Source organism: Desulfoconvexum algidum (assembly GCF_055382125.1).
Window position 1 is genome coordinate 3,027,041 of the sequence record NZ_AP042394.1, and the last position, 15,402, is coordinate 3,042,442.

Here is a 15,402-nt window from a genome sequence, read left to right on the forward strand (position 1 = left end):
CCGAGCCGCTTTTAACCGTCCGAGTGCATTTGCCTTGTTAAGCATTTGATGGTTCACACTACTCATCTTATTTTAGCACCGTCTTCTCAAAGTCATCACACAGCTTATCAACCAGATCCTCGGTTTCCTTGAAGAAGTAGTCGCCAACAGTCTTCCGATGCAGCGCTTTGTATCGACGGTATAGCTTCGCAAAGTCCTCGTAGATCTCATCCTCGGAAACATGAGAATTGATCTTGACGATTAACCGTGTACCATCGCTTGATTCGCAAACGTTGCGGAAGAAATCAACAATTTTGGCTTCAAAATCCTTGATCAATTCCCCCGTCTTTGCCTCCTGCTCATTACGGGCGGCAATGATGGCCAAAATATCAAACTGTCCACCGGGACCCTGTGGTGTCCCCTTGGCAACCTCAGTTGGCTTCTTTTTCTTCCTTTTCGATTCGGCAGCGACCACTTCAACGATACCAATCTGGTTGTCAAAATAGACTTCAATCGGGTCTTTGATGTCGTCGCTTCGATGTAGCATGTTGTAAAGCGTATTGAATTTTCGCCAGAAGAACAAAAAACCTGGGTCACTGTACTTGGCATCCAACTCAATCACGTATTCAATGCGGTTGAGAATGCTAAAATACTGGGACGCTTTGGCTTTGATATCTGCAGTTCTTTTAGGATTGACTTCAATGTATTTCTTTAGACTGCTTTCAAAATCCAAATAGCTCACAGGGTTGTCTCGCCTGGCAACGTCCTTGTATATACCCATAAATACCGTAAAAAACTTATCGTAGGTATCTGACTTCTTCAGTTCAGTCCGCAAAACATCCAGCACCTTCTTATCGCCAAAGGGATCGAAGTCACTCACCACCACATCAGAAAAATGTTCGAAGGCATCCTTGATGTTTTGTACATTCACATTCTTATAAGAGAAATCAACAACCTTGCAGTCGTTTTTATATTTTGTGGTGCGGTTCACCCGAGAAATAGCTTGAATGGCACCAATCCCCTTGATCTCCTTATCCAAAAACAGGGTATGTAATTTCTTTTCATCAAAGCCCGTTTGTAGTTTGGCTACCACAATCATTAAGCCGTTTTTTTTGAGGGCAAAACTTTCCAGCACCTTCTCTTCAGTCAAACCACCATTGAGGCCGGTGGCGCTTTGCTCATCCTGATTATTCGAATACACCACATGGATAGGAGCATCGGCATATCTTACATACTTAGGTTCTTGCACCAGGGAATTGAAGTGCTTTGTAACCAAGTCTTGGTACGCAATCGCCGCCTTGATGGAATGCACGGCCAGCATCGCTTTGCCTGTGCCCCTTATTTGTCGGTACACGTCCTTGACTAACAGGTCGGCCACGTATTTGGCGATAGCGTCGATACGATCACGATTTTCATAAACCTGCTTTTTCTGTGCATCCTTGTATTCCTTCTCGGTAAAACCTTCGAGCGGATTCGCAGGCAAATCAAACAACATCTTCGATGCGACGGGCACGATGTTTTTTAGTGGATTAAGGATATAACCATCCTCAATCGCCTCTTTCATGGTGTAGCTGTCAAAGGGACGCCAGAGCTTCTCGCTTTCGGCATAGCCACTGAACTCGCCAAAGCGCGTCAGAGTATGGTCGTCTGGCGTGGCAGTAAAGCCGATAATCAAGTTCTTCTTGGTGAACTGTCCGGCGTAGGCCGCGCCGTCAAATGGACTTTGCAGCTCATCAAAAATACTCATCATCTCTTCATGCTGGTCACCGCTGTTGGAGCGATGAATCTCATCAATCAAAAAAACGATACGCATGCCCGCCAGCTTTTTCAGCACACCGGCATTGAGCATCTCTTTCACCGCGCCAAATTTCTGCAAATTAACAATCACCATGCGGGTGTCGGATGTCAACGCCTTTTGAAAGCTCTTCTTATTGGTTGCCTCAATCACCATGCGCTTGTCGATGTTCATATTCAGCATGAGAGAATCAATCTGGCTGCGCAGTTGCAGGCGATCCACCACAATCATGATTTTGTCGTATACATACTGCTGTTTATCGTGAATATCTGGGCGGCGCAAATCTTTTAGCTGCAAGGCAGACCAGCCAATGATATTGGATTTACCAAAACCTGCGGCGTATTGCATCAGCAATGAATATACATTTTTATTATTGGAATAGGCTTTACGCTTTTCCAGCAGTTCTTTCTTTTTGGCTTCACCCACACCCACCAACTGCTTTTCCAACAACTTCTCAAAATAATCCGGCTCTTGTTCATGCGCCAAAAACTCATCAATCTTGGCCATAATTTTGTCGGTGCCGAATTTCTGTTTAGGGCGGGGTGAAATCAGGTGACCAGGCTGATCCTTGACCTCTTTCATCCCTTTATGTACATGCACCCTACGCTCGATAAAATTGTAATAGAGGATCTCTTTCTCAATCATCAGCTTGCCGTACAAAGCACCAAACAACTCTTTGAGTTTCTCCTTCTTTTCGGCATCGGGTTTGAGCAAGGGATAGAGTTTGAATACGCCGTGCGCCTTTTTCTCTATCTCTTCACGGTCAAATTTGCCTTCACGGCAGGTGGTCAATATCTCGTCAAAGTAATCGGCAATGGTGCGGATGACATAAGTTTCGCCAATGTCGGTGGTCGTGAGATGAATGGCGCTCTCAAAGATTTTAAGGAAGTCCTTGCGCACACTCTGCTTTTCTTTGTCACTCAGCATGACATTGCTGTCGATGTGTTGGTGATAGACTTTCACCGCTTCAAAATAATCTTTGATTACCTTGCCACGCCCGTTCTTGCTGGCGTTTTGACTGGTGTAGTTGCTTTTTAATTCGCTGTAACCGAGATAAATTCCATTCACAAAGGTCACGATATCAGGGCGAAACGAGAAAATTTGCTTGCCTTGATAGTTGAACTTATACGGCAACTCCTGCACCACCGAAAAAATATTTTCATCAAAAAGGTCATTGCCGTGAATCACACTGTCGCTGGTGTAAAAAAGATGCAGCTTAATGCCTTGCAGGGTGATCGATTTATTAGCATTGATGAACAAGGCCATATTGCGGCTGCTGGCAATACGTTCGGCAATCAAACCCATCAGCCCAGACAACAATATTTTTTTATCGCCCCGGTATTTTTTTAGTAAGGCTTGGTAGGGCTTTCTGTTAAGCGAGCTCTCTTCAATAAAAGCCTGTAAATCTTCTTCAATAATCAGCGACTGGTTGATGGTGTTGGCTTTGACCTCTTTGTAAGCCAGGCCATCACGAAAAAACGGGATGAGGAATTTGTCTTGTAAATGGAGTTCGTTCATACGGATTGCTCCTCGTTTATCACTTTGATTTTGCCGGTGATGACGTCGTTAATCAGTGTCTTGCGCAGCTCTTTGAGTTTGTCGATCTGGCTGTTGATTACGGCGATGATGCGATCTATTTGCGCTGTTTGTTTATCGAGATAGGCGGCAATAGAGGTTTGTTCGGCAAGAGATGGGGTGAGCAATATATGTTTTTTTAAATCCTCAATCCTCAGTGAGGGCTGCATATATGCGGGTATATTTCTACGCTCTTCTCTAAACAAAACTGACAAATAATAATTGATGTACTCAACACTAACAGAAGGTATTACCTTTAATAATGCACAATTTTGTGAAAGTGAAAAACCGCCCTTTAATAATCGCGTTGTCATAGCATTCGCGCCTACCGTGGTCACAAAAATAACTGGCTTAGGGAAATTATATTCATACGTATTAACCAATCCCATAATTCCTTCATTCTCTGTTTGCCCGCTGTAAACGGGGTGTATACCATTGTTTTTTTCGTCTTTTATGTATTGTTGTGTATATAGTGCAGCATTAATGCCCTTGCTAAATTCAACTTTATTTTTTAATCTCCCAATTTCCCAATGTTCCGGCACTTCCCCCAACCACTCCACGCCACTCTCTTTCATCGGCATAGTTTTATCCAAACCACGAGTAACGGTTTCATTGATCAGCGATTGTTTGAGCTTGCCGTACTGCATCGCCTTTTTGCTGAGCAAATCAATTTTCCGATCGATTTGCGCGTTTTTGGTGTCGAGATAAGCAGCGATGGCTGTTTGTTCTTTGTAACTTGGAAGAGCCGTAAGTATCTGAAAAAAGTCTCTTGGGTATAGCCTTAGCCTGGAGGAGACGATTCCTTTTGAATTTCTGGTCATTTCAGAAACTGCTTTAGGTATTCGGTATAAGTAGTCAAAATATTTATGGTTATAAGAAATATCCTTTCTGGGTGCGTAGACACCATAAGCTGGGCTACAAATGCCGTCCTCTTTGGCTGTCCCAAGTGCGCCCATCCATGCCCACATGGTATTGATTATCATATCTCCTATTTTGCAGTGCTTATAGCCTTCCATTGACTCAGCCATAAACATGTTCACATTCTTCTCAGCTCGTTGAGTTACACCTGTAATGTGAGATACCGTCAGCAGCGTTTCATCTCCAGACTGACTTAGGCTGCCTCGTTCACCAAAAATATCTTTGTTTCGAGTAACGATCCAGTTCGCTGGAATCTCACCCAACCACTCCACGCCACTCTCTTTATACGCCGCATAGCGTTTTGCCTTCACCTCACTCATAAGGCCAACCCAGCTTCCAGTGCTTTTAATTCCTCATCCAGCGCCGCAATCTCCGCCACAATTTCATTCACCGGGCGTAGGGCTTCGGGCTTATAAAAAATCTTGTTGAAGTTCAGCTCCACGCCCACCACGTTTTCCAGATACTCAAAGGGTTTGCTGATGTAGCGTGCCATAAAGGCTTCGATAGCGGCCTGGTTGTCCGCTTCATCTTTATGGAAAGGGATAATCTCATAGTCTTTTTGATAATCTGGCGTTAGCTCCACGCTAATTTCAATGCGCTCCGGCAGTTTTTTGGTGGCTTTTTTGTAGCTGGCCTTAACAATAATCTTGCCACAGCCAAGGGTTTTTTTCGTGCCCTCAACTTCTTTGATAACGCTTTGTTTGATCAATGTTTCTTGATCCGTGTCGTAACTATATTGGGCTTCGGCGGTGGTTATTTGTAAGGGTTGCTCTTTGTAATCGAGCCGCGCAATCAAAGGTTTGATGGCATCGGTAAAATACTGCACAAGTGACGTGAATTCGCTTGCATCGTACTCAGTGATACTAAATTCGGTCAGTTCAATGCCGCCTTGGGTGATTTGGGTCGGCTCTATCTTGACCGATTTCACCCGCTTCATTTCGCCGAACTTATCTTTTTTCCATGGCAATTGTGCTTCAAAGCTTTCGCCCTGTTCATCCACGTTAGTCAGCATGATGGCTTGTTTGTTGAAGTAGAAAAACTCTTTATCAAATACGCGGGCGTAGTCGTTGTCCTGGTAGGTGGCGAGGGTGGCAACAATATCCAGGCGGCTGTCTTTATTCACCTCTTTGCGTTTGGAGCCTTTGCTTTTTTTGAGGGGTTTGAATTTATCGCTGGCGTTAATCAGCATCACTTTGTCTTTGTGGTGCGCCTGCTTATTTTTATTGAGCACCCACAGATAGGTGTAAATGCCGGTGTTAAAAAATTCATCGGTCGGCAGCTGGATCACGGCTTCGACAATATCGCTGTCAAGCATCCATTTGCGGATATTGCTTTCTGCCGAACCCGCATCACCACTAAACAGAGTCGAGCCGTTGTGTACCACCACGCCCATGCCGAAACTGTCGAGCTTGGAGATGAGGTGTTGCATAAAAAGCAGTTGTCCATCGGAAATAGAGGGCAGGTATTTAAATCGCTCGGTTTTATCGTTGGCAATGTCTCTTTGATAGCCCTTCCAGCTCACGCCATAGGGCGGATTAGCGATGACCACATCAAACTCTTCGTTATAGAATTTATCCTCGACCAGTGTATTGCCGTGCTCGATCTTCGAATCAGGGCGGAAGCGGCTTTCAATTTTGGCCAAGGCGTAAAGTGCGTCGTTCCAGTCTTGACCATAAGTTTGAGTGAGGCGCTTGAACTTCTGGTTAATACGGTCTTCAACGCCGAACAGCATATTCCCGCCGCCGCAGGTGCAGTCGTATATTTTGAGCAGGGTGTCGGACTCTTCGATTTTAGAGGCGATGATCTCAGCAATCAGCGCAATCACGTCATCCGGGGTGTATTGCTCCCCGGCGGTTTCAGCAGAAATGTCTGCCCACTTGCGCTTGATGTGTTCTTCTAAGGTGGTGATCTCTGAGTTGTTGAAAGGCTTGAGGTCAATCTCTGCCCACAGCTTGGTGTAACTAAACAGCACCTTTTTTGCTTTGAGCTTGGTGATCACACCTTTGATGTCGAGGAATTTTTCGCCCTCGGAGGCGTCAACTCCCAACAGGTCTTTTGTTCCACCATCAAAGCCTTTCAGGTAGGCATCGAAGTCGATCTCAAATGATTTATCGTTCTTGCAAATATCCGTCAGTGCTTGAGCTTTCTCAAAAATAAAAATGTTGTAGCCCTGTCCCTTGTCTTTGATCAGGTCGAACAAATCATCTTTATCAATATTGATAAAAGCCTCCTCCCCAATTTCGGCTTTGAGTTCTTCGAACATTCGCACCAGACGGCTTTCAATCATCGATAGTGCAAAGAACGGCATCATAAAGGATGGCCATTCGGATTCTTTAATGCCACAACCACGTAATAGATCGGCAGTTGCCCATATATTTGATTCGTATTGAAGTATGTTCACGTACTCGCTTTCTCCTGTTTTATTTTCTTAGACGCTATTTCTTGCACAAAAAATGGTTATCTAAATTTCAATCTATATAAATGCGCCTGTAGGGGCTGCCTATTAATATGTTCATCAATGTGTTTACCAGTTTTTTTTTCTGTTGAACATACAAAAATAACAAATCGGATAACATCCAAACTGCTATATCAGAATCATGCAAATATATTAAACACCTTATTTCTAAAGAACCCTCTTCAGGGCGGTTATTAATGTAAAATAGCTTCAACTTTCATAAGAAAACGGTTCTGATTTAAACCGGTATCCTGGAAATTTCCACTGTGGACTATATATGTCCTCGCCCACCCCACCTTAAAAAAAACAGTAAAGTGATTTGTCAAAATTTTAATGGCAACTCATTTCTTCCACAGTAAGATTGCTTTTTTCTCTCTCCACATGGCAAGATCCTATCCTGGTAACCGCTCTTGTTACATAAACTAAAAATCCCAAAATACAAATCTGAAATCAAAAAACATCTGCAAAAAAAATTTTGCTCAAAATCCCCCAATATACCCTCCAAACACCTAAAATTATAGGAAAATTAACCCAAAATTCAATATAAAAACAGGTAGTTATATATATTAATGACTATAAGGAACTTATGATCCCGCCGTTTTTTAACCCAAAATCTAACCAATAAAGGAGAACAACCAATGGATTTTATTTCCAACCCCTGGTTTCTGGCAATCACAACAATTAACATCCTGGCACTGATCTATCTGGCCATTAAATTCCGTTACAAAACAAAAGAAGAACCCCTTCTCTTTGAAAGACTTCGTGAAGCAGATGTCCACATTACAATCAGAACACCACCAAAACCATCAGATTTGAAAGGAGATGACACCAAAGAAAAAAAGGATTAAAATCAAACAATTTCAGTAATAATGTGTTATCGAAAAAACTACAATAACTGCTGAAAAGGAGATTTGTCATGCTGACTTTAACAAACCCCTGGTACATTTTAATCATGTTCGCAATCGTTGCATTTGTGATCTATTTTGCAAAAAATATTTTATTAAGAAAAGAAGATGACCCCACACTTTTAGAAAAATTAAGAAATTCTGAAATCAATCCTACGATTAGAACACCACCAAAACCATCAGACCTGAAAGGAGATGATCCAGAAAACAATATCGATAACAATAACCCTTAGCCAAAAAAGGAAACACGCCTATTGAAAAAACACCTTTCTGAACTTTTAGTATATTTATTTGTAATAATCTTGATGATTTCATCGGGAATTACACTTTGTTATCAGGTTACTGGGTCAACATTTGATCCAATCAAAAAGATTAAAGAGTTACAATCCCAGAACAGACGAGATGAGGCGCTGGATCTGGTCCAATTCTATGAAGAAAATAAAACCATTGAGCCCCAAAAGATTGAAGAGCTTAAAGCAGAGCTTGAATATTCAATTGCTGAAAAATTCAAAGCTATTGCAATGGGTGCCGTAACAGGAAGAGTCTGGGATACATTTTCAGGCATTGGTGCCATTGTTTCTGACTTCTTCGTTGTTGGAGATATAAGGGATCTTGGAATACAGACATGGAAGTTTCTCACCAATAAAAAGACTGATTCAATAGTTGCTGTTTTATCAGGGGTCGGGATCTTTCTGTCTGTCCAGCCATATGCGGATGTTTCTGTATCATTTGCCAAGAATTCAGTTAAATATTTGAGGAGGATTTCAAGCTTTGCTGGTAACAATAGCATTCTCAAGAAAGTATTGAAGGGAGCATTATCTTTCAAAGAATCAAAATTGATCTTTAACCTATTAAAAAAAACTCGTGGAGCATTCCCCGCACCACAGCAATTCTTTCCAATATCCGCAGCATAAAATATCTTGAGTTAGCCACTAAATTAATTTCAAAATTTGGGAACACAGGACGAGTCTTTATTCACCTCACTGGAGATGCAGGACTATTCTTATATTCAACCATCCCCAAACGCTTAAGAACTATATATTTAAAAGGATTTAAAATAAATCCTATGGCATTTATGGGGATTACCAAGTCACATCTGATCATTCATACTTTAAAGATTCTTAAGAAGTATCACCTTGTAGGATTGATGGTTCCATTCATGGGATTGCATCTCATTTTATCTTTATTACCGCCATATGTATCAGCAGTCATTTTCATTTTAACTGCTTCGTTCATGGCGTTCACCATAAAAAGAAAATTTAAATCAAAATTTAAAAAAGGAGAACCACAAAATGCTTAACCAAACTGTATTAACTGGGAACATCGGGCAAGATCCGGAAATATTTTTCACCAGTGAAGGTAAACCCATTGCTAAGTTTTCAATAGCATTCAAAGGATCAAAAATGAAAACCAGCTGGATCAAGATAGTTTGTTTTGGTCGCCTTGCTGAGTTGACAGAGAAGCATCTTCACCAGGGCGCCAGGGTAGGTATTATCGGAACCCTTGATGAAAATAAATGGGAAACAGATGAAGGGGTTAAGAAAAGTAATTTTCAAATCCTCTGCAACTCCCTTGAGTTCATAAAAACAGATGGACGTGGCTTCGATAACAATGGAGATGACAATCAATATTAAACACAATTAACAAAGGAGAAATGAACAATGACCGCAAAAGAAATTCAGAAACGAAATGTTAAGGCAAACCAGCTGAGGGTTATGCAGAGCGAAGAGGGACAATTTTTCGTTGAGTCCAGCAAAGGCAAGATTTTATATAATGTTGCCATCGGTGAAAATGAGAAGTCATGTACCTGTGGGGACTTTGCCAAGAATCATAAAGCAGATCCCGCATTTGTCTGCAAACATATCCTCGCTGTTGAAAATTCAGTTCCAGAAGATGGCATTGAATCAGCAAAATTTCTGGATAAAAATACCCCAAAGCTGAAAGATAGTTTTGTTAAGGATATCAAAGGAAAACAGTTTTGCTTATATGCGGGGGTGCTGGATCTGGCAAATCAAAAAGGTCTTCTGAAACTTGAAGTGGAGTTACTGCAGTTCCCAACAAAAGAAAATGGAAATGAAGCGATTTGCCGAGCTGTGGCTGAGGGAAGAAATGGAAAGGTCTTTTCAGATATCGGTGATGCAAATCCTGGTAATTGTACTCCTCTGATTGCAAAGCACCTGATTCGAATGGCCAGTACCAGGGCAAAAGGTCGATGTCTTCGGGACATGTGTAATATTTCCATTGCCTGTCTGGAAGAATTGGAATCTATGGATGATGTCGTTGGTTCTGGATCTGCTAAAAAACCCACCAGGAAACCTACAACCGCCACCAATGCGAAACCCAAACCTGCAGCCGCCATGCCGAAACCTGAAGCAAAGAAACCTGCAGCGCCAACTGAAAAAACATCCCAGCCTGCTGAAAAGGTAAATTCTAAAGCAAAAGATTCAAATGGTACTAAAGCACAGGATTCAAAAGCAAATCAAGAAACCCCAGCCATGAGTGAAGCGCAACAGCGTGCAATTTATAACCTTTCACGCCGCAGGGGTATCTCAGTTGAAGACCTGGGTAATTTGGTTATGGAAGATTTTGGTACCACTCTTGAGAAATTATCTTCAGCGAACGCCTCAGCTTTTATCCGGACTCTCCAGCAGGCGGCATAAGTCTTAAAACAAAATCAATAACAACTCGTAAAGGGACAAGATTCACTGTGTATTGGTGCGTCTTGTCCCTTTTTTTATGGAGGAACTTAAAATGGTTCTAAGTGATTTGAGAAAGACAGAACATTTGAGCGCGAGCAGCATAGGGACATACGTGGAATGCTCTCTCATGTATAAATTTGCCAAAATTGATCATATACCAATGGAACAGAAATCAGATGCCATGGAATTCGGGTCAGCTATTCACATTACCTTGGAGCATTATTATCGGGAAAAAATGATAGGTGAGAAATTGCTGTTGAAAGATGTCCATGAAATCTTTGAAAAAACATGGAGAAACAGAGCTGAAGATAAGACTGACATTCAATTTAACAAAGGTCATGATTTTAAATCCATGCTCATGATGGGGAAAGATCTTCTTTCTGTCTGGTATCAAAAATTACCCGACGACAATTATAATATCATTGGAATTGAAGAAGCTTTTAGTTTTTGTTTGCCAGGGATTCCAATTCCATTCATTGGTGCCATGGACCTTATCGAGGAAGACCATGCTGGCACCATCATTGTAACAGATCATAAAACCAGTGGAAAAGCTTATTCAATATCTGATGTGGATCAAAACCAGCAATTAACCCTTTATCAATTAGCACTCAAATCTATGGGATATGGGGATCGGGAAATTCTATTGAAATTTGACACCTTGATCAAGACACTAAAACCCAAGTTCGAGCAGTATTGGACCACAAGATCTGAATTGGATGAGCATAGACTAATCCGGAAATCGGTACAGGTATGGGAAGGAATACAAAAAGGCGTATTTATCCCCAATGACACATCATGGAAATGTAAGAACTGTTCATACAAAGTTGCTTGTGATTCATGGTTTAGTGAAAGATTCAATGAAAGGAGAGCATCATGAGTACAAAAGAAATTGAAAATATTCAAAATTTTCTGACAATTTATAAAGAAGATGAAAACAGAAGACACCAGATTGTAAATGTGGAATTGATGTTGAGAAAGCACCCACCAACAGCGGTAATCAGTTTTCTTGATGGACTTCACAAAGAATACGCCAAGAAATTACAAAAAATAATTCGGGAGGATAAAACGTCTTCCCAGTTGAATAAAATCCTTGGAACTAAATTTAGGATCAAGATGGCGATCAATTGTATAAAAAATGCTCATAAAGAAGGAGGGCAAGCAGCATGAGTGATTTAACATCTGAGCAATTAAAAGCCGCTGAATCAAAGAATAGTATCGTGGCTGTCATCGCAGTACCCGGATCTGGAAAAACTCGAACAATGATGGAACGAATAGGTATCCTGGTCAACAAGCATGGGATAGCACCAGAGAATATCTTGGGTCTCACATTTACCCGCAATTCTGCTGAAGAAATGAAACACCGCCTGGTTGAAGTATTGGGTGATAGATCTGAAAGGGTCCATCTCAGTACCATTCATTCATTTTGCTATTTCCTTTTAAAAAGGGAGGGTATGACATTCGGAATTATTTCTGGGAAGGAACAACTTATTCTAATTAAACAGGTAATGAAACAACTGAGGATAAAGGATCTGACCGTTGGAACCGTACTTCGGGAAATATCACTTTCTAAAAACAATTTGATTTTTGTGGATGAATTCAGGGATCTATTTGCCAATGATAAAACCATGATGAAGATCGCTGACATCTATGAAACCTATGATGATATCAAATTCAAAAAGATGCTCCTGGACTTCGATGACCTGCTTATTCAAACTTATGAGCTGTTAAAGAATGAAGATGAAATTAGAGAGAAGTACCTTGAAATGTTCAACAGCATTTTGATTGATGAATTCCAGGACACAAATCCATGCCAGCTCAGTTTGCTTAAACTTTTAATCTCAGATAACCAGGAGAACTCCAGTTTTTGGGTTTGCGGTGATGACCACCAGTCCATTTATGGATTTGCCGGCGCTTCTGTTGGGAATATTTTAAATTTTAAAACCATGTTCCCAATGTCCGAGCAGTTTATCCTTGATTTGAATTTTAGATCCACAAAGAAAATAGTGAAGGCGTGCAGTGACCTGGCCAATCATTTCAAAAGACAGATCCATAAAGAATTCAAAACAGATAATGTTGATGGAGATGATGTTATTGTTCTGGAGAGTTCCAATGAAATGACAGAGGCATTGAGTCTGGTAAATGAAATCACCGACCTTGTTGAAAGAAAAGGATATGAATACAAGGAAATAGCAGTTTTATATCGGGCAAATTTTCAATCATTATATCCTGAAGAGGCATTTCTCCAGAACAAGATCCCCTTTTATATTCAGGGTGGCAGTAATTTCTATAACAGGCGGGAAATTAAAATCTTATTGGATTATCTTAGGGTAATAAATAACCCAGATTCAGATGCCGGAGATGACAGCCTTCTTAACATTCTCAATGCGCCGGTTCGATACATATCCAATAAATCCAAAGCGGAATTAAAAGAGTTTTGTGGCAAACAAGGCATCCATCTATACCAGGGATTAAAGTCCACCAGATTTGATACTCCCTTCATCAGAAAGAATATCAAGGAATTCATTAATCTTATGGACCCTTTGATCCTGTCTGTTGATACTTTTGCGCCATCAGAGTTATTGAAATTGCTTAGAAATAATCTTGATTATGATCGTTTCATATTGGATGAGGATATGCCAACGATTGATGACATTGTAATTGAAAATCTGAATCAATTGGAACTGTCCTCCTCCAGGTATAAGGATATAAAATCATTCCTGGAATATACCGATTCTTTCAAGGACAGCAGTATCAGTGAAGATAAGAATGGCGTATCTTTGATGACCATCCATAAGTCAAAGGGATTGGAATTTCGTGTTGTCTTTGTCATCGGTATGGTTGAGGATTTATTACCAAGTGCCAAAGGGAATATTGAAGAAGAGCGCCGCATTTGCTTTGTTGCTATTTCAAGGGCTATGGAATTGTTATTTTTATCCTATCCCCTGTCATATCTGAATCAGACTTCTAAAAAATCAATATTCATTGATGAGATCCTTGGTATCAAAGAACCTGAAGATAAGTAGACCTATCTTTAAACGAGCAAAAATATAACAAATTTTAACCTACCGTAAAATCGTTAACCCTTATAACGAAAAAATCAAAACCACTGAAAAAGGAGATGAAAACAATGAATTTTGAAATTATTCATTTCAGGGATGCGGAAAAGATCCTGAAAGAAAAGAAAATGCTCAAAGATGTAACCATTACCTGTGAATACCTTTTTGAACAATTGGTTGGCACTTTGTATCGCAGAGAAATACTCCGGGCTGCTTTGGATACCATGGATTGGATGGAAGAGCGTGTGGATCTGAACATTTTGCCTGGGCGAAGGTATCGGTATAAAGGTGTTAAAGGAGATATTGCAATGGATGGTAGTTTTTCTTCTTATGAATACCTTCATACTGGATTATTCAGATTACAATTGGGATATGATAAGGGAACGGTTGAATCCGGAATCTTGCTGCTCCCCTCAACTCGCAGTGAAAAAAGTCCATATGGGAATACTGCTGATATGCTCAGAGAAGAAATGGAGATGCTGTTTCCAACTATTTCATTGCCAGTGACAATCTGTCTTTTTGATTTGGGTGAACCTTTTATCCCAGAAGACAACTGAGATATTCTAATAAAAAGGGGAAACAAACATGGCTTATCCATTTGAACCTTTAAGCACCGAAAAGTTGAAAGAGGCGTTTAAAATAATGGTAGTTCGTAACTGTCGGATCAAAGAAACTGACCAGTGCCGTAAAAAAACAGTGGGAGACAAACTGTACTGTTCAGCCCGGATACTGAAGACCTGGCGACAGAAAGAGAGAAATCTTTAGTCCCATATTAATACAGAAACCATCTCAAACCATTTTAGCACCCTCAGCAAGCTTCTCAACAACACTAAATTTTCAACTAAAATCAAAAATCAATAACAGAATCGAACCCATCTGGGAGCCACCCGTCCGCTTTTATGGATATGCACCCTGTAGAGTCGTCAGGGGAAATATAATATACCCGGTGGTGCAAGGTATATCTCCCAGATTCTAACTCAAATTATTTTAAATCAATAAAATTCGCAGGCGCCTGAGAATGCATCCCATGTGTTATCGGGAACAATACGCAGGATACTGCGCTTTTAGAATCAAACTAAAGGAGAATAAAATCATGCAGCATGAAACCACACTTGAAAAAGTTTATGATCGAGTTGATGTAATGTCAGCCAATTGCGTTGATAATAATGTAGATGTCAAAGAGATTGAATTTGACAGTCTGGATCTTATCAGGATCTCAGGAGAATCTCATACAGTCAGACCAGTTGCCCAAAGATCAATCTCAAATAGATTGGGAATCCCCTACCAGTACCTTCAAAAATGCCCTCAGGAAATTCAAGCGGAAAATTTAAATTACTGGATTGAAAAAGAGAAGAATACAAAATTGTTTTTCCGGTTTGATGGTGATGATGTTCGGGCAATATTCACCCCAAGGTATGTGCCAGTGGATAACTTTGAAGCATTGGAACGACTTGATTCCATGGGGTATAAACCAGAAACGAAAGTCCAGTGCTCTCTTGATCCCGAATTCATGTCCCTATCCATTCCGGATGGTGCCAGATCATTTGATATCAATGGCGATAAGTTTACCCCGGGGATATCTATTTCTAATTCTGAAGTGGGATTGGCATCGTTGAGTATATCTGCTTATATCCTTCGTTTGATCTGTACCAATGGACTCATATCCACATCTGGCGTATCAGCATCTTATCGCCATGTATCCACCAAGATCCTGGAAGAATTCCCTAATGTCCTGGAGAAGGTATCTGCAGAGCTTGGCAATAAAAGGGAGCTATTCAAAATCTCCATGGATAGTCCAGTTGATAACCCTGAATCTTCAATGGCCAGTTTTAACAGGCAATTTCAGCTGAACAAAGTCGAGCAAGAATCTGTAGCATGGGGATGGTGTCATGATGTCGGGAATACAATGTTTCATGTAATTCAAGCTTATACAAAAGGTGCCCAATATAAAGAGTTATCTGCTGAATCCAGTTTTAAACTTCAGAGAACCGGCGGAAATATCCTGGCAATGGTGAATTAA

General features: G+C 40.8%; 13 protein-coding genes. 10 read left to right on the plus strand and 3 right to left on the minus strand.

All coding sequences use genetic code 11. The features are described 5' to 3' along the window. Positions 1 to 67: 67 nt before the first annotated feature. From ACZ45G_RS14000 to ACZ45G_RS14010, 3 genes are read right to left on the minus strand one after another with little or no spacing between them, the layout of a single operon-like run. The gene (locus tag ACZ45G_RS14000) at positions 68 to 3,292 is read right to left on the minus strand and encodes a type I restriction enzyme subunit R domain-containing protein (RefSeq protein WP_464179136.1); all 3,225 of its coding nucleotides are present in this window, start codon (positions 3,290 to 3,292) and stop codon (positions 68 to 70) included. Next, complete coding sequence (locus ACZ45G_RS14005; RefSeq protein ID WP_464179138.1) at positions 3,289 to 4,587, minus strand: restriction endonuclease subunit S; 1,299 nt, start codon at positions 4,585 to 4,587, stop codon at positions 3,289 to 3,291. Before ACZ45G_RS14005 ends, ACZ45G_RS14000 begins: the two co-directional genes overlap by 4 nt. After that, on the minus strand, positions 4,584 to 6,668 hold the full coding sequence (locus ACZ45G_RS14010) for an HsdM family class I SAM-dependent methyltransferase (RefSeq protein ID WP_464179140.1): 2,085 nt from the start codon (positions 6,666 to 6,668) through the stop codon (positions 4,584 to 4,586). Before ACZ45G_RS14010 ends, ACZ45G_RS14005 begins: the two co-directional genes overlap by 4 nt. A 692-nt stretch (positions 6,669 to 7,360) precedes the next feature. On the opposite strand from ACZ45G_RS14010, the gene ACZ45G_RS14015 reads away from it, so the two are divergent. From ACZ45G_RS14015 to ACZ45G_RS14060, 10 genes are all read left to right on the plus strand, one after another. Further along, the gene (locus tag ACZ45G_RS14015; RefSeq protein WP_464179142.1) at positions 7,361 to 7,570 is read left to right on the plus strand and encodes a hypothetical protein; all 210 of its coding nucleotides are present in this window, start codon (positions 7,361 to 7,363) and stop codon (positions 7,568 to 7,570) included. A gap of 68 nt (positions 7,571 to 7,638) precedes the next feature. Next, entirely contained in the window at positions 7,639 to 7,860 is a 222-nt protein-coding gene (locus ACZ45G_RS14020) for a hypothetical protein (protein WP_464179144.1), read from the plus strand. Positions 7,861 to 7,881: 21 nt separating this feature from the next. Then, complete coding sequence (locus ACZ45G_RS14025) at positions 7,882 to 8,541, plus strand: hypothetical protein (protein ID WP_464179146.1); 660 nt, start codon at positions 7,882 to 7,884, stop codon at positions 8,539 to 8,541. Positions 8,542 to 8,919: 378 nt separating this feature from the next. Then, positions 8,920 to 9,261 (plus strand): single-stranded DNA-binding protein, encoded by a 342-nt coding sequence (locus ACZ45G_RS14030; protein ID WP_464179148.1) that lies wholly within the window; start codon positions 8,920 to 8,922, stop codon positions 9,259 to 9,261. A 27-nt stretch (positions 9,262 to 9,288) separates the two neighbouring features. After that, the gene (locus ACZ45G_RS14035; RefSeq protein WP_464179150.1) at positions 9,289 to 10,287 is read left to right on the plus strand and encodes an SWIM zinc finger family protein; all 999 of its coding nucleotides are present in this window, start codon (positions 9,289 to 9,291) and stop codon (positions 10,285 to 10,287) included. 91 nt (positions 10,288 to 10,378) lie between these two features. Then, a complete protein-coding gene (locus ACZ45G_RS14040; protein ID WP_464179152.1) occupies positions 10,379 to 11,203 on the plus strand; it encodes a RecB family exonuclease in 825 nt (274 codons plus the stop codon). Beyond that, positions 11,200 to 11,493 (plus strand): hypothetical protein, encoded by a 294-nt coding sequence (locus ACZ45G_RS14045; protein ID WP_464179154.1) that lies wholly within the window; start codon positions 11,200 to 11,202, stop codon positions 11,491 to 11,493. Before ACZ45G_RS14040 ends, ACZ45G_RS14045 begins: the two co-directional genes overlap by 4 nt. Further along, positions 11,490 to 13,349, plus strand: coding sequence for an ATP-dependent helicase (locus tag ACZ45G_RS14050; RefSeq protein WP_464179156.1), 1,860 nt, complete (start codon positions 11,490 to 11,492; stop codon positions 13,347 to 13,349). Before ACZ45G_RS14045 ends, ACZ45G_RS14050 begins: the two co-directional genes overlap by 4 nt. 104 nt (positions 13,350 to 13,453) lie before the next feature. Further along, positions 13,454 to 13,939, plus strand: a complete 486-nt coding sequence (locus ACZ45G_RS14055) for a hypothetical protein (protein WP_464179158.1) — start codon at positions 13,454 to 13,456, stop codon at positions 13,937 to 13,939. A gap of 536 nt (positions 13,940 to 14,475) precedes the next feature. Further along, positions 14,476 to 15,402: a DUF932 domain-containing protein gene (locus tag ACZ45G_RS14060; protein WP_464179160.1), complete on the plus strand. Its 927-nt coding sequence runs from the start codon at positions 14,476 to 14,478 to the stop codon at positions 15,400 to 15,402.

Coding starts and splice junctions, on each gene's coding strand:
- ACZ45G_RS14000 (WP_464179136.1), bottom strand. CDS start 3,292: ATGAACGAACTCCATTTACAAGACAAATTCCTCATCCCGTTTTTTCGT.
- ACZ45G_RS14005 (WP_464179138.1), bottom strand. CDS start 4,587: ATGAGTGAGGTGAAGGCAAAACGCTATGCGGCGTATAAAGAGAGTGGC.
- ACZ45G_RS14015 (WP_464179142.1), top strand. CDS start 7,361: ATGGATTTTATTTCCAACCCCTGGTTTCTGGCAATCACAACAATTAAC.
- ACZ45G_RS14020 (WP_464179144.1), top strand. CDS start 7,639: ATGCTGACTTTAACAAACCCCTGGTACATTTTAATCATGTTCGCAATC.
- ACZ45G_RS14030 (WP_464179148.1), top strand. CDS start 8,920: ATGCTTAACCAAACTGTATTAACTGGGAACATCGGGCAAGATCCGGAA.
- ACZ45G_RS14035 (WP_464179150.1), top strand. CDS start 9,289: ATGACCGCAAAAGAAATTCAGAAACGAAATGTTAAGGCAAACCAGCTG.
- ACZ45G_RS14040 (WP_464179152.1), top strand. CDS start 10,379: ATGGTTCTAAGTGATTTGAGAAAGACAGAACATTTGAGCGCGAGCAGC.
- ACZ45G_RS14045 (WP_464179154.1), top strand. CDS start 11,200: ATGAGTACAAAAGAAATTGAAAATATTCAAAATTTTCTGACAATTTAT.
- ACZ45G_RS14050 (WP_464179156.1), top strand. CDS start 11,490: ATGAGTGATTTAACATCTGAGCAATTAAAAGCCGCTGAATCAAAGAAT.
- ACZ45G_RS14055 (WP_464179158.1), top strand. CDS start 13,454: ATGAATTTTGAAATTATTCATTTCAGGGATGCGGAAAAGATCCTGAAA.
- ACZ45G_RS14060 (WP_464179160.1), top strand. CDS start 14,476: ATGCAGCATGAAACCACACTTGAAAAAGTTTATGATCGAGTTGATGTA.